The sequence below is a fragment of the Pseudomonas thivervalensis genome, from assembly GCF_001269655.1.
Classification (GTDB): Bacteria; Pseudomonadota; Gammaproteobacteria; order Pseudomonadales; family Pseudomonadaceae; genus Aquipseudomonas; species Aquipseudomonas thivervalensis.
Genome location: NZ_LHVE01000014.1, coordinates 402,712 through 425,541 on the forward strand (window position 1 = coordinate 402,712; position 22,830 = coordinate 425,541).

Annotated in this window: 16 protein-coding genes; 6 read left to right on the forward strand and 10 right to left on the reverse strand. The window is 62.4% G+C overall.

Annotation, left to right across the window (positions count from 1 at the left end; translation table 11 throughout):
- Positions 1–3 precede the first annotated feature (3 nt).
- Positions 4–1,719 (forward strand): N-acetylglucosamine-specific PTS transporter subunit IIBC, encoded by a 1,716-nt coding sequence (gene nagE, locus AD659_RS21300; protein WP_053124821.1) that lies wholly within the window; start codon positions 4–6, stop codon positions 1,717–1,719.
- A 333-nt stretch (positions 1,720–2,052) separates the two neighbouring features.
- On the opposite strand, the gene cutA is transcribed toward nagE, so the two are convergent.
- The gene (cutA, locus tag AD659_RS21305) at positions 2,053–2,364 is read right to left on the reverse strand and encodes a divalent cation tolerance protein CutA (protein WP_053124823.1); all 312 of its coding nucleotides are present in this window, start codon (positions 2,362–2,364) and stop codon (positions 2,053–2,055) included.
- A 4-nt stretch (positions 2,365–2,368) separates the two neighbouring features.
- Positions 2,369–6,265: a phosphoribosylformylglycinamidine synthase gene (gene purL / locus AD659_RS21310; RefSeq protein WP_053124825.1), complete on the reverse strand. Its 3,897-nt coding sequence runs from the start codon at positions 6,263–6,265 to the stop codon at positions 2,369–2,371.
- 288 nt (positions 6,266–6,553) lie between these two features.
- Here purL and mltF point away from each other — a divergent pair, with 288 nt between their 5' ends.
- Positions 6,554–8,014, forward strand: a complete 1,461-nt coding sequence (gene mltF, locus AD659_RS21315) for a membrane-bound lytic murein transglycosylase MltF (RefSeq protein WP_082343595.1) — start codon at positions 6,554–6,556, stop codon at positions 8,012–8,014.
- Positions 8,015–8,189: 175 nt separating this feature from the next.
- On the opposite strand, the gene pdxJ is transcribed toward mltF, so the two are convergent.
- The 8 genes from pdxJ to lptF form a co-directional block, all read right to left on the reverse strand.
- The gene (pdxJ, locus tag AD659_RS21320) at positions 8,190–8,930 is read right to left on the reverse strand and encodes a pyridoxine 5'-phosphate synthase (protein ID WP_053124827.1); all 741 of its coding nucleotides are present in this window, start codon (positions 8,928–8,930) and stop codon (positions 8,190–8,192) included.
- Positions 8,931–8,979: 49 nt separating this feature from the next.
- Positions 8,980–9,669: a DNA repair protein RecO gene (gene recO, locus AD659_RS21325; RefSeq protein ID WP_053124829.1), complete on the reverse strand. Its 690-nt coding sequence runs from the start codon at positions 9,667–9,669 to the stop codon at positions 8,980–8,982.
- Between the two features lie 250 nt (positions 9,670–9,919).
- Complete coding sequence (gene era, locus AD659_RS21330; protein ID WP_003205264.1) at positions 9,920–10,822, reverse strand: GTPase Era; 903 nt, start codon at positions 10,820–10,822, stop codon at positions 9,920–9,922.
- Positions 10,815–11,504, reverse strand: a complete 690-nt coding sequence (rnc, locus tag AD659_RS21335) for a ribonuclease III (RefSeq protein WP_053124831.1) — start codon at positions 11,502–11,504, stop codon at positions 10,815–10,817. The genes era and rnc overlap by 8 nt, the downstream gene beginning before the upstream one ends.
- Positions 11,505–11,688: 184 nt before the next feature.
- The gene (lepB, locus tag AD659_RS21340) at positions 11,689–12,543 is read right to left on the reverse strand and encodes a signal peptidase I (protein ID WP_053124833.1); all 855 of its coding nucleotides are present in this window, start codon (positions 12,541–12,543) and stop codon (positions 11,689–11,691) included.
- A 5-nt stretch (positions 12,544–12,548) separates the two neighbouring features.
- Positions 12,549–14,348 (reverse strand): translation elongation factor 4, encoded by a 1,800-nt coding sequence (lepA, locus tag AD659_RS21345; protein WP_053124835.1) that lies wholly within the window; start codon positions 14,346–14,348, stop codon positions 12,549–12,551.
- Between the two features lie 299 nt (positions 14,349–14,647).
- Entirely contained in the window at positions 14,648–15,709 is a 1,062-nt protein-coding gene (gene lptG / locus AD659_RS21350; protein ID WP_053124837.1) for an LPS export ABC transporter permease LptG, read from the reverse strand.
- Positions 15,702–16,823 (reverse strand): LPS export ABC transporter permease LptF, encoded by a 1,122-nt coding sequence (gene lptF / locus AD659_RS21355; protein WP_053124839.1) that lies wholly within the window; start codon positions 16,821–16,823, stop codon positions 15,702–15,704. The genes lptG and lptF overlap by 8 nt, the downstream gene beginning before the upstream one ends.
- Positions 16,824–17,131: 308 nt before the next feature.
- Between lptF and AD659_RS21360 the strand changes: the two genes are divergently transcribed.
- The 4 genes from AD659_RS21360 to AD659_RS21375 all read left to right on the forward strand — a co-directional run bounded on the left by AD659_RS21360 (position 17,132) and on the right by AD659_RS21375 (position 22,646).
- The gene (locus AD659_RS21360; protein WP_053124841.1) at positions 17,132–18,622 is read left to right on the forward strand and encodes a leucyl aminopeptidase; all 1,491 of its coding nucleotides are present in this window, start codon (positions 17,132–17,134) and stop codon (positions 18,620–18,622) included.
- Positions 18,623–18,682: 60 nt separating this feature from the next.
- Positions 18,683–19,111: a DNA polymerase III subunit chi gene (locus tag AD659_RS21365; RefSeq protein ID WP_053124843.1), complete on the forward strand. Its 429-nt coding sequence runs from the start codon at positions 18,683–18,685 to the stop codon at positions 19,109–19,111.
- 8 nt (positions 19,112–19,119) lie between these two features.
- A complete protein-coding gene (locus AD659_RS21370) occupies positions 19,120–19,497 on the forward strand; it encodes a hypothetical protein (protein ID WP_053124844.1) in 378 nt (125 codons plus the stop codon).
- Positions 19,498–19,799: 302 nt separating this feature from the next.
- Positions 19,800–22,646, forward strand: a complete 2,847-nt coding sequence (locus AD659_RS21375; RefSeq protein ID WP_053124846.1) for a valine--tRNA ligase — start codon at positions 19,800–19,802, stop codon at positions 22,644–22,646.
- The last annotated feature ends 184 nt before the right edge of the window (positions 22,647–22,830 follow it).

Genomic DNA, 22,830 nt, shown 5'->3' on the forward strand with positions numbered 1-22,830 from the left:
GCCATGTACCAGCATTTCATCGAAGGGCTGCAACGCCTCGGCCGGGCGCTGATGCTGCCCATCGCGATCCTGCCGATCGCCGGCCTGCTGCTGCGCCTGGGTGACACGGACCTGTTGAACATCGCAATCATCCACGATGCCGGCGAAGCGATCTTCGCCAACCTGCCGATGATCTTCGCCATCGGTATTGCCGTGGGTTTCGCCCGAGACAACAACGGCACGGCCGGGCTGGCTGGGGCCATCGGTTACCTGGTCATGATCGCGACGCTGAAGGTGCTCGACGCGACCATCAACATGGGCATGCTCGCCGGGATCATCAGCGGCCTGTTGGCCGGCGCGCTGTACAACCGCTTCAAGGACATCAAGCTGCCGGAGTACCTGGCGTTCTTTGGCGGCCGACGCTTCGTGCCGATCGTCACCGGCTTCAGCGCCGTGGGCCTGGGCCTGGTGTTCGGCCTGGTCTGGCCGCCGATCCAGCACGGCATCAACAGCTTCGGCGAACTGCTGATGGCCAGCGGCAGCTTCGGCGCGTTCGTCTTCGGTGTATTCAACCGGTTGCTGATCGTCACGGGGCTGCACCACATCCTCAACAACATGGCCTGGTTCATCTTCGGCAGCTTTACCGACCCGACGACCGGGGCGGTGGTCACCGGTGACCTGACCCGTTATTTCGCCGGCGACCCCAAGGGCGGCCAGTTCATGACCGGCATGTTCCCGGTGATGCTCTTTGGCTTGCCCGCCGCCTGCCTGGCGATGTACCGCAACGCCCTGCCCCAGCGGCGCAAGGTCATGGGCGGGATCCTGCTGTCCATGGCGCTGACCTCGTTCCTGACCGGTGTCACCGAACCGATCGAATTCGCCTTCATGTTCCTGGCGCCACTGTTGTACCTGGTCCACGCGCTGCTCACCGGCCTGTCGATGGCGGTGACTAACTTGTTGAATATCCACTTGGGATTTACCTTCTCCGGCGGCTTCATCGACATGGTCCTGGGCTGGGGCAAATCCACCAACGGCTGGCTGGTCGTCCCGGTGGGCCTGGCCTATGCGGCAATCTATTACCTGGTGTTCGACTTCTGCATCCGCCGCTTCGACCTGAAGACGCCGGGACGCGAAGAGGTGTCGGCGGGCGACAAACCGACCATCGCCGAAAACCAGCGAGCCGCAGCCTACATCCAGGCCTTGGGCGGCGCGGACAACCTGATCACCCTTGGCGCCTGCACCACGCGCCTGCGCCTGGACCTGGTGGATCGCCACAAGGCGTCCGATGCCCAGCTCAAGGCCCTCGGTGCCATGGCCGTGGTCCGCCCCGGCAATGGCGGCAGCTTGCAGGTGGTGGTGGGGCCGATGGCCGACAGCATCGCCGATGAAATCCGCTTGGCGTTGCCCTCTTCCGATAGGCCAGCCAGCGCACCTATGGTCGCCATGGCTGAGCCAGCCCTACCGACGGCCGTCTGCGAGGCCGAAGCGCAACAATGGCTCGCGGCCCTGGGCGGTGGCGGGAATGTGTTGCAGCTCGATTGCGTGGCGACGAGCCGTTTACGGGTGCAACTGGCCGATGGCAAGGGGTTGTCGGAAAGCCAGCTCAAGGCACTGGGTTGCCAGGGAATCAGTCCGCTGGAGGATGGGGTGTGGCACTTGCTGCTGGGGGAGAAAGCGCCGGGGTTGTGGCGGGCGTTAGAGGCAGTGGTTGTGAAGCGTAAGGTGGATGTCAAAGCCTAGGCCTTCGCCGACTGATCTGGCCTCATCGCGAGCAAGCTCGCTCCCACAGGGTTTGGTGTTGATCGTTTGTTCTGTGCCCCCCCAATCTACTGTGGGAGCGAGCTTGCTCGAGATGAGGCCGGCACAAACAACATCAAATATCTGTCATACACCATTCCTGTGGCGAGGGAGCTTGCTCCCGCTCGGTTGCGCAGCAACCGCCAAAAAGCGTGGGGCCGCTGCGCAGCCCAGCGGGAGCAAACTCCCTCGCCACAAGGGTTTGTGTACACAGGAATCGCACGCAATAAAAAACCCGCTGAATCAATCAGCGGGTTTTTTATTACAGCAGAAGGATCAGAAATCCTCCAACCGCCACACTTCATACGCCGGTGTCTCGTAGGGATGGCTCTGTTTCAGCGCCTCCACCACTTGCCGAATCAACTCATCGGCCACCACCAGCTCCACCTTCCACTCCTCGACCTGCTCGACCTGCCCCGCCTCGCCAATGAACGGCTGGCTGCCGTCCAACGGGCGAAACTGGCCCAGGCCCAGCACCTGCCAGGCGCAGTGGTCATAGTCGCCGATTCGCCCGCCACCGGCAGCGAATACGGCGCTTTTGACCACGTCCACGTGGCTGGCCGGGACGAAGAAGCAGAGCTTGTACACCGTCTTAGTTCACCCAGACGCGCGCGTTGCGGAACATGCGCATCCATGGCGCGTCTTCGTTCCAGTCGTCCGAACGCCACGAGTTCTGCACCGCACGGAACACCCGCTCCGGGTGCGGCATCATGATCGTGACGCGGCCGTCGCGGCTGGTCAGGCCGGTGATCCCGCGCGGCGAGCCGTTTGGGTTGGCCGGGTAGGTTTCGGTGACCTTGCCGTGGTTGTCGACGAAACGCAGCGACACGCAACCGGACAGGTCGGCTTCGAGCAAGGCTTCTTCGCTTTCGAATTCCGCGTGGCCTTCGCCGTGGGCGATGGCGATCGGCATGCGCGAACCGGCCATGCCCTGCAGGAAGATCGAGTTCGACTCTTGCACCTGGACCATTGCCACGCGGGCTTCGAACTGCTCGGAACGGTTACGCACGAAGTGCGGCCAGAACTCGCTGCCCGGAATCAGCTCGTGCAGGTTGGACATCATCTGGCAACCGTTGCACACCCCGAGGGTGAAGCTGTCGGTGCGTTCGAAAAAGCCTTGGAACGCGTCGCGGGCGCGGCTGTTGAACAACGCCGACTTGGCCCAGCCTTCACCGGCACCCAGCACGTCGCCATAGGAGAAACCACCGCAGGCGACCATGCCCTTGAAGTCGTTCAGGTCGACACGACCGGCGAGGATGTCGCTCATGTGCACGTCGATCGCGTTGAAACCGGCACTGTCGAACGCTGCCGCCATCTCCACCTGGCCGTTGACGCCCTGCTCGCGCAGGACCGCCACTTGTGGGCGAATGCCTTTCTTGATGTAAGGCGCGGCGACGTTGTCGTTGACGTCGTAGCTGAGCTTGGCGCTCAGGCCCGGGTTGTCTTCTTCCAGCAGCGCGTCGAATTCCTGCTCGGCGCACTCGGCGTTGTCACGCAAGCGCTGGATCTGGTAGCTGGTTTCAGCCCACTGGCGCTGCAACAGGCGGCGCTGGCCTTCGAAGACGGTGTCGCCGTTGAAGGTGATGTTGATGTGCGCGTTGTTGATCGGCTGGCCGATCACCGAGACGCAATCGGCCAGGCCGGCCGCGCTGAACTGGGCGAGGATGTCCGGGGTGGCATCCTGGCGAACCTGGATCACGGCACCCAGTTCTTCGTTGAACAGGATGGCCGGGATTTCGGCCTTGGACTCGGCAACGCTGTCGAGAGTCAGGTTCAGGCCGCAGTGACCAGCAAAGGCCATTTCCACCACAGTGGTCAGCAAACCACCGTCGGAACGGTCGTGGTAAGCCAGCAGGTGACCGTCGGCGTTGAGGCCCTGGATCACGGCAAAGAATGCCTTCAGGTCTTCGGCATCATCGACGTCCGGCGCTTGCGAGCCGAGCTTGCCATGCACCTGGGCCAGGATCGAGGCGCCCATGCGGTTCTGGCCACGGCCCAGGTCGATCAGGATCAGATCGGTGGTGCCCTTGTCCATGCGCAGTTGCGGGGTCAGGGTCTGGCGGATGTCGGTGACCGGGGCGAAACCGGTCACGATCAGCGACAGCGGCGAGGTCACGCTCTTGTCCACGCCTTCGTCGTTCCAGCGCGTGGCCATGGACATGGAGTCCTTGCCCACCGGAATGGTGATGCCCAGCTCAGGGCACAGCTCCATGCCGACTGCCTTGACGGTGTCGTACAAGCGGGCGTCTTCACCCGGGTGGCCGGCGGCGGACATCCAGTTGGCCGACAGCTTGATGTCGGACATCTTGCCGATGCGCGAAGCCGCGATGTTGGTCAGGGTTTCGCCAATCGCCATGCGACCCGAGGCCGGGGCGTCCAGCAACGCCAGCGGCGTGCGCTCGCCCATCGCCATGGCTTCGCCGGTGTAGACGTCAAAGCTGGTAGCGGTCACGGCCACGTCGGCCACCGGTACTTGCCATGGGCCGACCATCTGGTCACGGGCCACGAGGCCGGTAATGGTGCGGTCGCCGATGGTGATCAGGAAGCTCTTGCTCGCCACGGCCGGGTGATGCAGCACGCGCTCGATGGAATCGGCGATGTCGAGGGTGGACGGATCGAAATCGTCGCCCAGCTCCGCTTCGCGAACCGCCGAACGGTGCATGCGCGGGGCCTTGCCCAGCAGCACTTCCAACGGCATGTCCACCGGGCTGTTGCCGAAGTGGCTGTCAGTCACGGTCAGTTGCGGCTCGGCGGTGGCTTCACCGACCACGGCGAACGGGCAACGCTCGCGCTCGCAAATGGCCTGGAAGCGTTCGAAGTCGGCCGGGCCGACCGCCAGGACGTAACGCTCCTGGGATTCGTTGCTCCAGATTTCGTGCGGGGCCATGCCCGGCTCGTCATTCGGAATGTTGCGCAATTCGAAGCGGCCACCGCGGCCACCGTCGTTGACCAGTTCCGGGAAGGCGTTGGACAGGCCGCCCGCGCCGACGTCGTGGATAAAGCTGATCGGGTTGTGTTCACCCAACTGCCAGCAACGGTCGATGACTTCCTGGCAACGGCGTTCCATTTCCGGGTTTTCCCGCTGGACCGAGGCGAAGTCCAGGTCGGCCGAGCTGGTGCCGGTGGCCATGGAGGACGCCGCGCCGCCGCCCAGGCCGATCAACATGGCCGGGCCACCGAGGACGATCAGCTTGGAGCCGACCAGGATCTCGCCTTTCTGCACGTGTTCGGCGCGGATGTTGCCCATGCCGCCCGCGAGCATGATCGGCTTGTGGTAACCACGGACTTCCTCACCACGGGGGGTGGTGATGGACTGTTCGAAGGTACGGAAGTAGCCGGTCAGGGCCGGACGGCCGAATTCGTTGTTGAACGCCGCGCCGCCCAGGGGACCTTCGATCATGATGTCGAGGGCGTTGACGATGCGCTCAGGCTTGCCGTACGGCTTTTCCCACGGCTGTTCGAAACCCGGGATCTGCAGGTTCGACACGGTGAAGCCAGTCAGGCCGGCCTTGGGCTTGGCACCGCGACCGGTGGCGCCTTCGTCGCGGATCTCGCCACCGGAACCGGTGGACGCGCCCGGGAACGGGGCAATCGCGGTCGGGTGGTTGTGGGTCTCGACCTTCATCAGGATGTGCACCGGCTCCTGGACCGCACCGTACTGGCGGGTCTCAGGGTTCGGGTAGAAACGACCGGCAACGTTGCCGACGATCACCGCCGCGTTGTCCTTGTAGGCCGACAGCACACCTTCGTTATGCATCTGATAGGTGTTCTTGATCATGCCGAACAGGCTTTTTTCCTGGCTCTGGCCGTCAATGTCCCAACTCGCGTTGAAGATCTTGTGGCGGCAGTGCTCGGAGTTGGCCTGGGCGAACATCATCAGTTCGATGTCGTGGGGGTTGCGCTTCAAGCCCTGGAAGGCGTCGACCAGGTAATCGATTTCGTCTTCGGCCAGGGCCAGGCCCAATTCGGCGTTGGCTTTTTCCAGCGCGGCACGGCCGCCGCCCAGTACGTCAATGGCAGTCAGCGGCTTGGGTTCGGCGTGGCTGAACAGGCCAGCGGCCTGTTCGAGATTGCCCAGCACGACCTGGGTCATGCGGTCATGCAGGCCTTCGGCGATCAACCGGGCCTCGGCCTCGCTGAACTCACCGGCGACATAAAAGGCAATGCCGCGCTCCAGGCGCTGGATTTTCGCCAGGCCGCAATTGCGGGCGATGTCGCTGGCCTTGCTCGACCACGGCGAAATGGTGCCGAAACGCGGCAGGACCAGGAACAGGCGACCGGCCGGCTCCTGGACCGGAACACTTGGACCGTACTTCAGAAGGCGCGCTAGCACCTGCTGTTCGTCGCCGGTCAAACCGCCGGTGACTTCGGCGAAGTGAGCGAATTCAGCATACAAGCCACTGACAGCCGGAACCTTCTGGCTCAGTTGCTCAAGGAGTTTGCTGTGGCGAAAGGCAGAAAGGGCAGGAGCGCCGCGCAGGATCAACATCTTCGGGACAGCCTCGGGAAGGGGGTGTGCTTTGAGGCCGTGCATTCTAGCCTAAACCGCCGGCAACGGCACCCGAAACGGCACGTGCGATGCTGGCCGAATGTCGGTCTTTGCGCGCGCAACGATATTGGACACCTGTACCAAGGTCGCCGCAGAGATATTTTTCGGCGGTACAAAGCTCGCCGCACCCCGGCCGGCCGGCGTTGCGGACATGTTTTGCAACGGCTAGCAGACTGGCCTTTTGCTGTCGAGATATGGCGGTAGGGGCCGTTTGCGTATACTGCGCAGATGTTTTCCCCAACGGCTTTGCGTCCGCGATATGCCAAGTGGCTGATCGCAACCGGACTCTTCCTGGTGCTCAGTGGTTGTGTTGAGAAACCCAACACACTGGAGCGCGTAAAGGAGGATGGCGTGCTGCGGGTGATTACCCGGAACAGCCCCGCTACCTACTTTGAGGATCGTAACGGTGAAACCGGCTTCGAATACGAGCTGGTGAAGCGCTTCGCCGACGATTTGGGGGTGGAACTGAAGATCGAGACCGCCGACAACCTCGACGAGCTGTTCAACCAGATCGGCAAGCCCAACGGCCCGGTACTGGCGGCGGCGGGCCTGGTCAGCAGCGAACAGCGCAAGAAACAGGTGCGGTTCTCCCACGCCTACCTGGAAGTCACCCCCCAGGTCATCTACCGCAACGGCCAGTCACGCCCCACCGACGCGGCCGCCCTGGCGGGCAAGAAGATCATGGTGCTCAAGGGCAGCACCCACGCCGAACAGCTGGCGCAGTTGAAGCAGCAATACCCCGGTATCGAATACGAAGAGTCCGACGCGGTTGAAGTGGTCGACCTGCTGCGCATGGTCGACGAGGGCCAGATCGACCTGACCCTGGTGGACTCCAACGAAGTGGCGATGAACCAGGTGTACTTCCCCAACGTGCGCGTGGCCTTCGACCTGGGCGACGCCCGCAACCAGAGCTGGGCGGTGGCCCCGGGTGAAGACAACAGCCTGCTCAACGAGATCAACAGCTACCTCGACAAGGTGCAGAAGAACGGCACGCTGCAACGCCTCAAGGACCGCTATTACGGCCATGTCGATGTCCTCGGCTACATGGGCGCCACCACGTTCGCCCAGCATCTGCAACAACGCCTGCCCAAATACGAACAGCACTTCAAGGCCTACGCCAAGCAAGAGAAAGTCGATTGGCGCCTGCTGGCCGCGATCGGCTACCAGGAATCGCTGTGGCAACCGACGGTCACGTCCAAGACCGGCGTGCGCGGCCTGATGATGCTGACCCAGAACACCGCCCAGGCCATGGGCGTGTCCAACCGCCTGGATCCGAAGCAAAGCATCATGGGCGGCGCCAAATACCTGGCCTATATGAAAGAGCAGCTGGACGACAGCATCGAGGAACCCGACCGCACCTGGTTCGCCCTGGCCGCCTACAACGTCGGCAGCGGCCACCTGGACGACGCCCGCAAACTGGCGGCCAAGGAAGGGTTGAACCCGAACAAGTGGCTGGACGTGAAGAAGATCCTGCCGCGCCTGTCCCAGAAACAGTGGTACAGCAAGACCCGTTACGGCTACGCCCGGGGCGGCGAGCCGGTGCATTTCGTGGCGAACATCCGTCGCTACTACGACATCCTGACCTGGGTGACGCAGCCGCAGCTCGAAGGCAACCAGGTGGCCGAGGGCAACCTGCATGTGCCGGGTGTGGACAAGAGCAAGCCGAACCAGGAATCCCCGCAGCTGTAAGCTGTACACAACTTCTGATGCTGTGATGAACCTGTGGCGAGGGAGCTTGCTCCCGCTCGGTTGCGTAGCAACCGCAAAAACTTGGGGCCGCTTCGCAGCCCAGCGGGAGCAAGCTCCCTCGCCACAATGGATCAGGTAAGTCTCAAGCGAGCAGGCACATTGGGTATGGGACGACTCAGGACTTGGCGGCAGCCAGGATCAGCGCTTTCATCTCCGCCACCGCCGACTTGAACCCGACGAACAACGCATGGGCCACCAGTGCATGGCCGATGTTCAGCTCGTTGATGCCCTTGATGGCCGCGACGGCTTCGACGTTGTGGTAGTGCAGGCCATGGCCGGCGTTGACGATCAGGCCTTGGGCCAGGCCGAAGGTCACGCCATCGGCGACGCGTTGCAGCTCATCGGCCACGTCCGTCGGGGTCTCAGCGTCGGCGTAACGGCCCGTGTGCAGTTCGATGGCCGGGGCGCCGACCCGCTTGGACGCTTCGATCTGCCGCTCGTCGGCATCGATGAACAGCGAGACTTCAGCGCCAATCTTCGACAGCCGCTCCACCGCCGCCTTGATCCGCGACTCCTGCCCCGCTACGTCGAGGCCGCCTTCGGTGGTCAGTTCCTGGCGCGTTTCCGGCACAAGGCAGATGTGGGCCGGGCGGATGCGCTCAGCGAACGCCATCATTTCCTCGGTCACGCCCATCTCGAAATTCATGCGGGTCTGCAGCACGTCCTTGAGCAGCAGTACATCGCGCTCCTGGATGTGGCGGCGGTCTTCACGCAGGTGCACGGTGATGCCGTCGGCCCCCGCTTCTTCCGCGTCCAGTGCGGCCTTGACCGGATCCGGGTAACGCGTACCACGGGCCTGGCGCAGGGTGGCGACATGGTCGATGTTCACGCCGAGAAGAATGCGATTGGTGCTCACGAAAAGGCTCCTGAATGGACAAATAGTCGGCCCACAGCATACGGGTTGATCAGGGCTTGCGAAACAGCTCGCGACTGACCAGTGGCCGACCGCCCAGGTGAACCGCCAGGGCCTGGCGCATCAGCCGCTTGGCCGCCGACAAGGCACCCGGCGCGCTCCAGTCAGCCTCGGCCATGGCCAGCAGCTCGACGCCGTTGAACAGCCCCGGTTGCAGCAGGTAGACCCGTTCCAGGCCGGCATCCACCTGCAAGCGGTACAGCCCGTCGGCGGCGATGGGCTCGCCGTGCAGGTCGACGTTCAAGGCGAAACCATAGCCCAGGTCATCCAGCAGCCGCCATTCGAACGAACGCAGCAGCGGCTCCAGCGGCCGGCCTTCGGCCAGGGCCAGCAACGTGGCGGAGTAGTGATCGAAGACCGCCGGGTGAGGGTCTTCGGCGGGCAGCAGGCGGATCAGCAGTTCATTGAGGTACAAGCCACTGAACAACGCCTCGCCGTTGAGCCAGGCGGCGACGCCGTTGCTTTCCATGCGCCCGACATTTTTCAGCTCGCCCCGGCCACGGAATTCGACTTCCAGCGGCACGAACGGCCGCGCCAGCGTCCCGGCCTTGCCCCGCGCGCCGCGCAACACCGCCCGCAGCCGCCCTTCGGGCGTGAGGAAGTCCACCAGGGCGCTGCTTTCGCGGTAGGCGCGGCTGTGGAGGACGTAGGCGGGTTGAGCGAGGGGTTGGTTGGAGGACATCGGGGGCCTGGATATCAACAAGACATCAATGGTTGAAGAGGTCCCGTGGCGAGGGAGCTTGCTCCCGCTCGGCTGTAGGAGCTGTCGAGTGCAACGAGGCTGCGATCTTTCCCCAGACACTTGAGTCTCAAACGAAAGATCAAGATCAAAGGATCGCAGGCTTCGCCAGCTCCTACAGATTCCAGCGGGAGCAAGCTCCCTCGCCACAGAAGCTCGCTCCCACAATGAAACTCACACACTCAAGTAAGGCTTACAGGTCGCCGTAACCCAACGAACGCAACGCCCGCTCGTCATCGGACCAGCCGCCCTTCACCTTGACCCACAGGTTGAGCATGATCTTGGAGTCGAACAGCAGCTCCATGTCCTTGCGCGCCTCGGTGCCGATGCGCTTGATGCGCTCGCCCTTGTCGCCAATGATGATTTTCTTCTGGCCGTCACGTTCGACGAGGATCAACGCATGGATATGCAGGGTCTTCCCCTGTTGCTTGAACTCTTCGATCTCGACCGTGATCTGGTAGGGCAGCTCGGCGCCCATCTGGCGCATGATTTTCTCGCGCACCAGTTCGGCGGCGAGGAAACGGCTGCTGCGGTCGGTGATCTGGTCTTCAGGGAAGAAATGATCATTTTCCGGCAGGTGCTCGGCAATCACCCGCTCCAGCGCGTCGAGGTTATGGCCATGCTGGGCAGAGATCGGGATGATCTGGGCGTTCGGCAACTGTTCCTGCAGCCAGGTCAGGTGCGGCATCAGTTCAGCCTTGTCTTCTATGCGATCAGTCTTGTTCAGCGCCACGATCAGGGGCCCGGTCACGTACTGGACACGTTCGAGGACCATCTGGTCTTCTTCGGTCCACTTGGTGCGGTCGACCACGAAGATCACCACGTCGACGTCTTTCAACGCCGCCGAGGCGGTCTTGTTCATGTAGCGGTTCAGGGCTTTTTCGCCACCCTTGTGCATGCCCGGGGTGTCAACGTAGATCGCCTGCACGGCGCCCTCGGTCTTGATGCCCAGCATGTTGTGGCGAGTGGTCTGGGGCTTGCGCGAGGTGATCGCCAGCTTCTGGCCCAGGATGTGGTTCAGCAGCGTGGACTTGCCCACGTTCGGCCGACCGACAATGGCGACATAGCCGCAGCGGGTGACGGTTGTATCAGTCATTGCCATTCTCCACGCCCAGGGCAATCAGTGCTGCGGCGGCCGCTACCTGTTCGGCAATACGACGACTCACACCCTGACCCCGGCTTTTTTCATTCAATAGGACAACTTCGCATTCGACGAAGAAGGTTCGGCAATGCGGCTCGCCTTGGATATCCACCACTTCGTAGCGCGGCAGTTCGCAACTGCGCGATTGCAGGAATTCCTGCAAACGGGTCTTCGGATCCTTGTTGGTGTCCACCAGCGTCAGGCTGTCGATCTCGGAAGTCAGCCAGGCCAGCACGCGTTCGCGCGCCATTTCCATGCCCGAATCCAGGTAGATCGCGCCAATCAACGCTTCCAGGGCATCGGCCAGGATCGACTCGCGACGGAAACCACCGCTTTTCAACTCACCGGAGCCCAGGCGCAGGTAATCGCCCAGGTCGAAACCACGGGCCAGTACCGCCAGGGTCTCACCTTTTACCAATCGTGCACGCAAACGCGACAACTGGCCTTCGCGGGCCAGCGGGAAGCGCTCGAACAGCGCCTCGCCAGCGACGAAGTTGAGGATGGCGTCACCGAGAAACTCCAGGCGTTCGTTGTTGCGCCCGGCAAAACTGCGGTGAGTGAGGGCCAGGAGCATCAGGTCCGGGTCCTTGAAAGTGTAGCCGAGCTGACGCTCGAGACGGCTTAGAGAAGCGCTCACGGTTTACCCACGCTGAGTTCGTGGCTGGATTCCACCGCCACGGCGGCAAGGCGCCGTTGGCTTGGGACAATTAACGCTGTGTTCAAAAATGACGTCCTGACTATCGTTGGCTTCATGCCTCCGGGCAACCTTGTGCAGGCTCCAGAAAAGCATTCGGCGCTGTGTTCAACAGCGCCGTGTGTGATTACTTGATCAGGCCAACCCGCGAGAAATTCGGCAGGTGACTGAGTTTGGGTTCCGGCCAGCTCATCCAGACCGCAAAGGCCTTGCCGACGATGTTCCGGTCCGGAACCATGCCCAGCAGGTTCTTGGGAATGTTCGGATCATCCCAGTAACGGCTGTCGTTGGAGTTGTCGCGGTTGTCGCCCATCATGAAATAGTGCCCCGCCGGCACGGTCCAGGAACGGTCCGGCGTGGCGCGGTAGCGGCTCATTTCCTTGCGGATCAGGTGTTCGGCCTCGCCGAGTTTTTCCCGGTAGAGCTCGGCACTGCCCAGCGTACCCGGCTCGGAGCCGAGCAACTGTTCGGCTACCGATTCGCCATTGACGAACAGGCGCTTGTCGGCGGTGTAGCGGATCGTGTCGCCCGGCAGGCCGACCACACGCTTGATGTAGTTGACGTTCGGGTCGCTCGGGAAGCGGAACACCATGACATCGCCGCGTTGCGGGTCACCGACCTCGATGACTTTCTTGTCGATCACCGGCAGGCGAATCCCGTAGGAAAACTTGTTCACCAGGATGAAATCGCCCACATCCAGGGTCGGCTTCATCGAGCCGGACGGGATCTGGAACGGTTCCACCAGGAACGAACGCAGCACCAGTACGATGAACAGCACCGGGAAGAACGACTTGCCGTATTCGACCAGCAGCGGTTCCTTGTTGAGCTTTTCGACCACCACGCCATCAGGCTGGCTGACGCTGCCCTGATAAGAGGCGATGGCCGCCCGGCGCCGAGGCGCCAGGAACAACAGATCAAGCAACGCCAACAGGCCGCAGACAAATACGGCGATAACCAGCAACAGCGGGAAATTTAGCGACATAGGACCTAACTATCCAACCTGAGCACTGCAAGGAAGGCTTCCTGTGGAATTTCCACGTTACCGACCTGCTTCATGCGTTTTTTACCGGCCTTCTGCTTTTCCAACAGCTTGCGCTTACGGCTGACGTCGCCACCGTAGCATTTGGCCAATACGTTCTTTCTGAGCGCCTTGACGGTTGTACGCGCCACAATCTGCCCGCCAATGGCGGCCTGGATTGCCACGTCGAACATCTGCCGCGGAATCAGTTCCTTCATCTTCTCGGTCAATGCACGACCTTTGTAGTGCGCGTTGTCACGGTGCACGATCAATGCCAGGGCATCGACTTTCTCACCGTTGATCAGCACATCCAGCTTCACCAGATTAGCCGATTGGTAACGATCGAAATGATAGTCCAGCGAAGCATAGCCGCGACTGGTGGATTTGAGACGGTCGAAGAAGTCCAGCACCACTTCGTTCATCGGCAGGTCGTAGGTCACCTGGACCTGCGTGCCGAGGAACAGCATGTCGTGCTGCACGCCGCGCTTCTCGATGCACAGGGTAATGACGTTACCCAGGTGCTCCTGAGGCACAAGGATGTTGGCCCGCACGATTGGCTCGCGCATGTCCTCGATGGCCGACAGGTCCGGCAGCTTGGACGGGTTGTCGACGTAGATGGTTTCGCCGTTCTTGAGCAGCAGCTCGAAGATTACCGTCGGCGCCGTGGTGATCAGGTCCAGGTCATACTCGCGCTCCAGGCGCTCCTGGATGATTTCCATGTGCAGCATGCCGAGGAACCCGCAGCGGAAGCCGAAGCCCAGGGCGTCGGAGCTTTCCGGGGTGTATTGCAGGGACGAGTCGTTCAGAGTCAGCTTTTGCAGGGCTTCGCGGAAATCCTCGAAGTCGTCGGAACTGACCGGGAACAGGCCGGCATAGACCTGCGGCTGGATGCGCTTGAAGCCGGGCAGCACATCGACGTCGGGGGTGGAGCTCAAGGTCAGGGTGTCGCCGACCGGCGCCCCGTGGATGTCCTTGATACCGGCGATGATGAAGCCCACTTCACCGGCCTTCAGGTCGACGGTGGCGGTGTGTTTCGGGTTGAAGACACCTACGCTGTCCACCAGGTGGATCTTGCCGGTGGACTTGACCAGGATCTTGTCGCCCTTCTTCACACGGCCATGGCGCACGCGAACGAGGGAGACCACGCCCAGGTAGTTGTCGAACCAGGAGTCGATGATCAACGCTTGCAGCGGATCTTCGATGTTGCCGGTTGGCGCGGGAATGGTGGTCACCAGGCGCTCGAGCACTTCGTCCACGCCCAGGCCGGTCTTGGCGCTGCAGGTAACCGCGTCGGTGGCGTCGATGCCGATGATCTTCTCGATTTCTTCCTTCACGCGGTCCGGATCGGCCTGGGGCAGGTCGATCTTGTTCAGCACCGGCATGACTTCCAGGCCCTGCTCGATGGCCGTGTAGCAGTTGGCGACCGACTGGGCTTCGACGCCCTGGCCGGCATCGACCACCAGCAATGCACCTTCACAGGCCGCCAGCGACCGGCTGACTTCGTAGGTGAAGTCGACGTGGCCGGGGGTATCGATGAAGTTCAGCTGATAGGTGACGCCGTCGCGAGCCTTGTAGTAGAGGGTAACGCTGTGGGCCTTGATGGTGATCCCGCGCTCACGCTCGAGGTCCATGGAGTCCAGGACCTGGGCTTCCATTTCACGCTCGGCCAGGCCGCCGCACATCTGGATGAAGCGATCAGCCAGCGTCGACTTGCCATGGTCAATGTGGGCGATGATGGAGAAATTGCGGATATGACTCAAATCACTCACGGATCAACACTCAAAAAGGCTGCAGGCATGGCCCGCCGAAAAATAGCCGGGAATTGTACCTGATACACCGCGCAAGCGTCACGTTCGCCTGTCGATGGGCTCTTGTGGCGAGGGAGCTTGCTCCCGCTGGGTCTGTAGGAGCTGGCGAAGCCTGCGATCTTTTGATCTTGATCTTTCGCTTTAGACTCAACTGTCCGGGACAAGATCGCAGCCTCGTTGCACTCGTCAGCTCCTACAGGCGCAGTCCAGCGGGAGCAAGCTCCCTCGCCACAGAGGCCCGCTCGCGACTTGAGTTTGGCTCAACCCGCCCGACGCAACAGCCAGAGCCCGGCCAACGCGCAGACACCGGCCGGCACCAGCACCGCGAACAGCGGCGAGAAGCCGAACACCAGGCTCGATGGCCCCAGCAGGTCCTGGGCGATACGGAAGGTGAAGCCTACCAGCACACCGGTAAACACCCGTTGACCGAGGGTCACCGAACGCAGCGGGCCGAAAATGAAGGAAATCGCCATCAGCACCAGGGCGGCAGTGACCAGCGGTTGCAACACCTTGACCCAAAAAGCCAGCCAGTAGCGGCCATTGTTCAAGCCCTGGTCCGCCAGGTAGTGGATATACCCCCACAAACCGGTAATCGACAGCGACTCCGGCGCCATCACCACGGTGCTGAGCAACTGCGGGCTGATCGACACGTCCCAACGCTCCTGTGGCACAGCGACCACTTCGGTGCGCTTGTCATGGAACAGTGTGGTGGTGACATCGCTCAGTTGCCAATGGTCCTCGGCGAAATTCGCGCGCTTGGCGAAACTCGACGACAGCATGTGCCGCTGGTCATCAAAGCGATAGCGGGTCACGCCGTAGAGGATGCCATTGGGCTGGACCGAGTTGATGTGGATGAACTCGTCGCCCTGGCGGTGCCACAGGCCGTGCTTGGCGCTTTGCGCATCACCGCCGCCCTGGGCCAGGGAACGGTTGGCTTGGGCGGTATTCTCGGTAGCCGGCGCGATGTATTCGCCAATCAGCACGCCCACCAGCATCAGCACCAGCATGGGCTTCATCACCGCCCAGACGATCCGACCAATGGACACGCCTGCGGCGCGCATGATGGTCAGCTCGCTGTTGCTGGCCAGGCTGCCGAGGCCGATCAGGCAGCCGATCAACGCAGCCATTGGCAGCATGTCGTACAGGCGTCGAGGCGCGGTCAGCAGTACGTAGCTCGCCACGTCCATCAGGGTATAGGTGTCGCTGACGTCGCTCATTTCATCGATGAAGGCAAACAAGGTCGCCAGGCCCAGGATGATCCCCAGCACCGCGAGGATCGCCATGAACACGCTGCTGCCGATGTAGCGGTCGAGTTTAACCACGGGCCACCTCCATCGCGCTGCGACGACTGGCCAGCTTCAGGCGCAGCGGCTCCCAATAGAGCAGCCCCAGGCCGATGGCCAGGAAGATGCCATGCACCCACCACAGGCCCAGCGTCGGCGAAATCTTGCCTTTTTCCAGGGCGCCGCGGGCGGAAATCAGGATGGTCAGGTAAGCCATATACAGGAGAATCGCCGGCAACAACTTGAGGAAACGGCCCTGGCGCGGGTTGACCCGCGACAGCGGGACCGCCATGAGGGTCACGATGAACACCAGCAGCGGCAGCGACAGGCGCCATTGCAGCTCGGTGCGGGCACGAAGGTCGTCGCTGCCCAGCAGGCTGGCGGTCGGCATGGCGTCGCGGTCGGTGACTTCGTCGCTGACCTCGGGCTTGGGCAGCAGCACGCCGTAGGTGTCGTACTTGATGGCCCGGTAATCGGCCTGTCCCGGCTTGCCGTCATAGCGATAGCCGTTTTCCAGGATCAGGTAGCGGTTGCCGTCGGGGTTGATTTCCTGCCGGCCCTTTTCGGCCACCAGCACGGAAATGCCACGGTCCTTCTTGGTGTCCGAAGACAGGTTCTTTTGCGTAATGAAGACACCGCCCAGGTTGACCCGGTCATCCGAGAGCTGTTCGGTGTAGGTCACCCGCGTACCGTCGCGCAGGGCCTGGAAACGTCCTGGCACGAGGGTGTCGAATTCGGTCATGGCGTCCTGCTGGTTGATCAGCAGCTGGAATTGGTTGGCGCCCTGGGGCGCCAGGCTCAGGCTCAGCCACGCCACCACCAGCGCCACCAAGGTGGCCGGGAACAGCGTCATGCGGAACAGGCGTTGCTGGCTCATGCCGGTGGCCGACAGCACGGTCATTTCGCTGTCCAGGTACAAGCGCCCGTAGGCCAGCAAAATGCCGAGGAACAACCCCAGCGGCAGGATCAGCTGCAGGAAGCCGGGCAGGCGGAACCCCATGATCAGGAACAGGGAGCCCGGATCCAGGGCGCCGGAGGCCGCCTGGGCGAGGTATTTGATGAAGCGCCCGCTCATGATGATGACCAGCAGCACGGCGCTGACGGCGCTCAGGGTCAGCAGGACTTCGCGGGATAGATAACGGAAGACGATCAAACCAGACACTCCAGGATTGTCAGGCTAAGGCGGCCAAACAAGAAACGTATCGAGCCAGCCCACACAGCGAGCCGCCGAAAAAAGAGCCGCATTATCCTGTGATTGGAGGCGCCTGTCACTGCGCACGCTTTAAGCAGACGCTTCACAGCCAAAAAGTTAACGGTTGCGAGGGTTGTCAGGCTCAGGCGCCGGGGTTCAAACTGCGGCCTTTGTCGCCGGTACGTACCGGCGCTTCTTTATATAGAAGACAGCTGTTCAGCGCGCCACTCGGCGCCTGGCCTCTTGACCATTCACTCAGGGATCCGGACATGGAACTGGTTGTAAAAAGCGTCAGCCCAGAAACGTTGAAAACCGCCACGCTGGTGGTTGCCGTCGGTGAAAACCGCAAGCTCGGCATCGTCGCCACCCAGCTCGACAGCCTGAGCGGCGGTGCCATCAGCGCCGTACTCAAGCGCGGCGACCTGACCGGCAAGGTCGGCCAGAGCCTGTTGCTGCACAGCTTGCCCAACCTCAAGGCCGAACGCGTGCTGCTGGTAGGCGTGGGCAAGGACGCCGAACTGGGCGACCGTCCGTTCCGTAAAATCATCGCTGGCGTGCTGGCCACCCTTAAAGGCTTGGGTGGCAGTGATGCTGTCCTGGCGCTGGACGAACTGGTGATCAAGGGCCGCGACAGCTACGGCAAGAATCGCTTGCTGGCCGAAACCCTGGTAGACGGCGAATATCAATTCGACCAGTTCAAGAGCCAGAAAGCCGAACCCCGCGCCCTGAAAAAAGTCACCCTGCTGACCATCAAGGCCGCCCAGGCTGAAGTCCAGCGCGCCGTGACCCACGCCACCGCGATCGCCAACGGCATGGCGTTCACCCGCGACCTGGGCAACCTGCCGCCGAACATCTGCCACCCGACGTTCCTCGGCGAACAGGCCAAGGCACTGGGCAAGGCGTTCAAGGGGCTGAAAGTCGAAGTCTTCGACGAGAAGAAGATCAAGGACCTGGGCATGGGTTCGTTCTATGCCGTCGGCCAGGGCAGCGCCCAGCCGCCACGCCTGATCGTCATGCAATACAACGGCGGCAAGAAGTCCGAGAAGCCGTACGCACTGGTCGGCAAGGGCATCACCTTCGACACCGGCGGCATCAGCCTCAAGCCGGGTGCCGGCATGGATGAAATGAAATACGACATGGGCGGCGCCGCGAGCGTGTTCGGTACCCTGCGCGCCGTGCTCGAACTGCAACTGCCGATCAACCTGGTGTGCATCCTGGCCTGCGCCGAGAACATGCCCAGCGGTACGGCCTCGCGTCCGGGCGACATCGTCACCACCATGAGCGGCCAGACCGTGGAAATCCTCAACACCGACGCCGAAGGCCGCCTGGTGCTGTGTGACGCCCTCACCTACTCCGAACGCTTCAAGCCGCAAGCCGTGATCGACATCGCGACCCTGACCGGCGCCTGCATCGTCGCCCTCGGTTCCCACACCTCAGGCCTGCTGGGCAACAACGACGAACTGATCGGCCAACTGCTCAGCGCCGGCCAGCAAGCCGACGACCGCGCCTGGCAGTTGCCGTTGTTCGACGAATACCAGGAACAACTGGACAGCCCGTTCGCCGACATCGCCAACATCGGCGGGCCGAAAGCCGGAACCATCACCGCGGCCTGCTTCCTGTCGCGCTTCACCAAAAACCTGAACTGGGCGCACCTGGACATCGCCGGCACAGCCTGGACCAGCGGCGGCAAGGACAAGGGCGCCACCGGTCGTCCGGTGCCCCTGCTGACCCAATACCTGCTGGACCGCGCCAAGGCCTGACACCAATGACCGTCGTTGGCGTCGCCCTCGGGTGGCGTCCGCGGCGGCTCAGGAACCGCAATGACCAAAGTCGATTTCTATATCCTGCCCAGCGCCGATCCGTCGGCGCGGCTGGATTTCGCCTGCAAGCTGACTGAAAAGGCCTGGCGCATGGGACACCGCATCTACCTGCATTGCAGCGATGCCGCCCAGCGCGAGGATCTGGACGCACGCCTGTGGGCATTCAAGGGCGAGAGTTTCGTGCCCCACGGCCCGGCCGAAAGCGAACCCGAGGGACTGATCGTGCTGGGGCTGGGAGATGACTGCGGTCAGCACCAAGACCTGCTGGTCAACCTCGACTTGAAAGTGCCGGTCTTTGCCCAGCGCTTCGCCCGCGTGGCGGAAGTGGTGGTGGAAGACCCGGCCATCCGGCAGGCCGCGCGGGAGAGTTTCCGTTTCTACCGCGAACAGGGCTATCCTCTGCAAGACCACCGTTTACAGCGACTCTGAGCCCTACGATGGACACTCCAAAACCGCCACAAAAGTCCGCGCACCTGTTGGATGACCTCGAGTCGATCCGCCAACTGCTCGGCGACGACAACCTGCAGCCGCCGCTGCTGACCGACACGGTCGTGCATGAGCCCGTTCATGAGCCGGTGCATGACGAACAGATCCCGCTGCTGTTCGACCCGATCAACGGCCAGCCCGAACCCAAGCCTGCCGCCAAGGCCGAAACCAAGGGCCCCGACGCCTTGTTGCACCTGGACCGCGAATTGCGCGCTGCCGCGCAGTTGATCATGCAAGACGTCATCGACGACTTCGCCCCGCACATCGAAACCGAGATCAAGCGCCGACTGGATGCGCGGATGGAGCGTTTGTTGAGCCAGTACGAGTAACCCGGCAACCCGGTTGTGGTTGCTTTTGTGGCGAGGGAGCTTGCTCCCGCTCGGCTCTGTAGGAGCTGGCGAAGCCTGCGATCTCTTGATCTTTCGTTTGGGACTCAAGTGCCTGGGGAAAGATCGCAGCCTCGCTCCGCTCGACAGCTCCTACCGCGCAGGCCAGCGGGAGCAAACTCCCTCGCCACAATGTTTCTCGGCTTGAATGAAGCGATCACAGCCACCCCGACTCGCCCTGCGCCCCACGCCCCGCTATACTTCCCGGCTTTTCCTGAATAAATGCCAATAGGGTCCCGCCGCGCATGGATAAGACCTACCAGCCGCACGCCATTGAAACTTCCTGGTACAACACCTGGGAGTCCGAGAATTATTTCGCTCCGCAAGGCGCGGGCGATTCCTACACCATCATGATCCCGCCGCCGAACGTCACCGGCAGCCTGCACATGGGCCACGGTTTCAACAACGCGATCATGGACGCCCTGATCCGTTTCCGACGCATGCAAGGTCGCGATACCTTGTGGCAACCGGGCACCGACCACGCCGGTATCGCCACGCAGATGCTGGTGGAGCGTCGTCTCGAAGCCCAAGGCCAGAATCGCCACGACCTGGGTCGCGAGAAATTCCTCGAGAAAGTCTGGGAGTGGAAAGACGAATCCGGTGGCAACATCAGCCGCCAGATCCGCCGTCTCGGCTCGTCCGTGGACTGGAGCCGCGAGCGCTTCACCATGGACGACGGCCTCTCGGAAGCGGTCAAGGAAGCCTTCGTGCGCCTGCATGAAGACGGGCTGATCTATCGCGGCAAGCGTTTGGTCAACTGGGACACCAAGTTGCACACGGCCATTTCCGACCTCGAAGTGGAGAACCACGACGAGAAAGGTTTCCTGTGGAACCTGAAGTACCCGCTGGCCGACGGCGCCAAGACCGCCGAAGGCAAGGATTACCTGATCGTCGCCACCACGCGCCCGGAAACCATGCTGGGTGACTCCGCCGTGGCGGTGAACCCGAACGATGAGCGCTACCAGGCGCTGATCGGCAAGTTTGTCGAGCTGCCCCTGGTTGGCCGGCGCATCCCGATCATCGGCGACGATTACTGCGACCCTGAATTCGGCACCGGCTGCGTGAAAATCACTCCGGCCCACGATTTCAACGACTACGAAGTCGGCAAGCGTCACAACCTGCCGCTGCTGAACATCTTCGACAAGAACGCCAATGTCTTGCCGGCCGCCCAGGCGTTCAACCTCGACGGCACGCTGAACGAAGGCGTCGACGGCCAGATCCCGGCCGAATACGCCGGCCTGGATCGCTTCGAAGCGCGCAAGCAGATCGTCGCCGCGTTCGAGGCCGCTGGCCTGTTGGTCAGCGTCGACGATCACGCCCTGAAAGTCCCGAAAGGCGACCGCTCCGGCACCATCATCGAGCCGTGGCTGACCGACCAGTGGTACGTGTCCACCAAGCCGCTGGCCGAGCCAGCGATTGCCGCCGTGGAAGATGGCCGCATCCAGTTCGTGCCCAAGCAATACGAAAACATGTACTTCTCGTGGATGCGCGACATCCAGGATTGGTGCATCAGCCGTCAGCTGTGGTGGGGCCATCGCATCCCGGCCTGGTACGACGAGTCGGGCAAGGTCTATGTCGGCCGCGATGAAGCCGAAGTCCGCGCCAAGCACAACCTCGGTCCGGACGTGGCCCTGGTGCAGGACAATGACGTCCTCGACACCTGGTTCAGCTCGGGCCTGTGGACGTTCTCGACCCTGGGCTGGCCGCAGCAGACCGAGTTCCTGAAGAAATTCCACTCCACCGACGTACTGGTCACCGGCTTCGACATCATTTTCTTCTGGGTCGCCCGGATGATCATGATGACCATGCATTTGATGAAGAACGAAGACGGCACCCCGCAGGTACCGTTCAAGACCGTCTACGTCCATGGCCTGGTGCGCGACGGCCAGGGCCAGAAGATGTCCAAGTCCAAGGGCAACGTCCTGGACCCGCTGGACATCATCGATGGCATCGACCTGGAAACCCTGGTGCAGAAACGCACCTCCGGGCTGATGCAGCCGAAACTGGCGAAGAAAATCGAGAAAGCCACCCGCGAAGAATTCGCCGAGGGCATCGCCAGCTACGGCACCGACGCCCTGCGTTTCACCTTCTGCTCGCTGGCGTCCACCGGTCGTGACATCAAGTTCGACATGGGCCGCGTCGAAGGCTATCGCAACTTCTGCAACAAGATCTGGAACGCCGCACGCTACGTGCTGGACAAAGGCGAAGACTGCGGCCAGAACGGCGAAGCCTACGAGCTGAGCCTGGCCGATCGCTGGATCATTTCCCAGTTGCAACGCACCGAAGCCGAAGTGACCCGCCAACTGGACCAGTTCCGTTTCGACCTGGCCGCGCAAGCCTTGTACGAGTTCATCTGGAACCAGTATTGCGACTGGTACCTGGAACTGTCCAAGCCTGTGCTGTGGGACGAAAACGCACCGGTCGAGCGCCAGCGTGGCACCCGTCGCACCCTGGTGCGCGTACTGGAAGTGGCCCTGCGCCTGGCGCATCCGTTCATGCCGTTCATCACCGAGGAAATCTGGCAGCGCATCGCACCGCTGGCGGGCATCCAAGGCAAGACGATCATGCTGCAACCGTGGCCGGTGGCCAACGAGAGCCGCATCGATCCGGCGGCCGAGGACGACATTGAATGGCTCAAGACCTTCATGCTGGGCCTGCGTAACATCCGCGCCGAAATGAACATCGGCCCGGGCAAGCCGCTGACCCTGTTCCTGAAGAACGCTGGCGCCGAAGACCTGCGCCGCCTCAACGAAAACGAAGCGCTGCTCAAGAAACTGGCGAAGCTCGAATCGGTGACGGTCCTGACGACCGGTGAGGAAGCGCCACTGTCGGCCACCGCCCTGGTCGGCGAAATGGAAGTGCTGGTGCCGATGGCCGGCCTGATCGACAAGGCGGCCGAACTGGCGCGCCTGGACAAGGAAATCCTGCGTCTGAAGGGCGAAGTGCAGCGGGTCGGCGGCAAGCTGTCCAATGCCGGCTTCGTCGACAAGGCCCCGGCCGAAGTCATCGAGAAGGAACGGGCCAAACTGGCCGAGGCTGAACAGGCCCTGGGCAAGCTGGCCGAGCAGCACGGGCGGATCTCCAGCCTGTAACGGCGGTTCGCAACGAAAGAAGGAGGCCCAGGTGGCCTCCTTTTTTTTCTACCTGCCCCTTTCTTGCGAACGCTGCCCTCCTCTGTGGGAGCGAGCCTGCTCGCGATGACGGCGGTACATTCAACATTGATGCAAGCTGATCCACCGCTATCGCGAGCAGGCTCGCTCCCACAGTAGATCGCGC

Coding starts and splice junctions, on each gene's coding strand:
- nagE (WP_053124821.1), top strand. CDS start 4: ATGTACCAGCATTTCATCGAAGGGCTGCAACGCCTCGGCCGGGCGCTG.
- purL (WP_053124825.1), bottom strand. CDS start 6,265: ATGTTGATCCTGCGCGGCGCTCCTGCCCTTTCTGCCTTTCGCCACAGC.
- mltF (WP_082343595.1), top strand. CDS start 6,554: ATGTTTTCCCCAACGGCTTTGCGTCCGCGATATGCCAAGTGGCTGATC.
- recO (WP_053124829.1), bottom strand. CDS start 9,669: ATGTCCTCCAACCAACCCCTCGCTCAACCCGCCTACGTCCTCCACAGC.
- era (WP_003205264.1), bottom strand. CDS start 10,822: ATGACTGATACAACCGTCACCCGCTGCGGCTATGTCGCCATTGTCGGT.
- lepB (WP_053124833.1), bottom strand. CDS start 12,543: ATGTCGCTAAATTTCCCGCTGTTGCTGGTTATCGCCGTATTTGTCTGC.
- AD659_RS21360 (WP_053124841.1), top strand. CDS start 17,132: ATGGAACTGGTTGTAAAAAGCGTCAGCCCAGAAACGTTGAAAACCGCC.
- AD659_RS21365 (WP_053124843.1), top strand. CDS start 18,683: ATGACCAAAGTCGATTTCTATATCCTGCCCAGCGCCGATCCGTCGGCG.
- AD659_RS21370 (WP_053124844.1), top strand. CDS start 19,120: ATGGACACTCCAAAACCGCCACAAAAGTCCGCGCACCTGTTGGATGAC.
- AD659_RS21375 (WP_053124846.1), top strand. CDS start 19,800: ATGGATAAGACCTACCAGCCGCACGCCATTGAAACTTCCTGGTACAAC.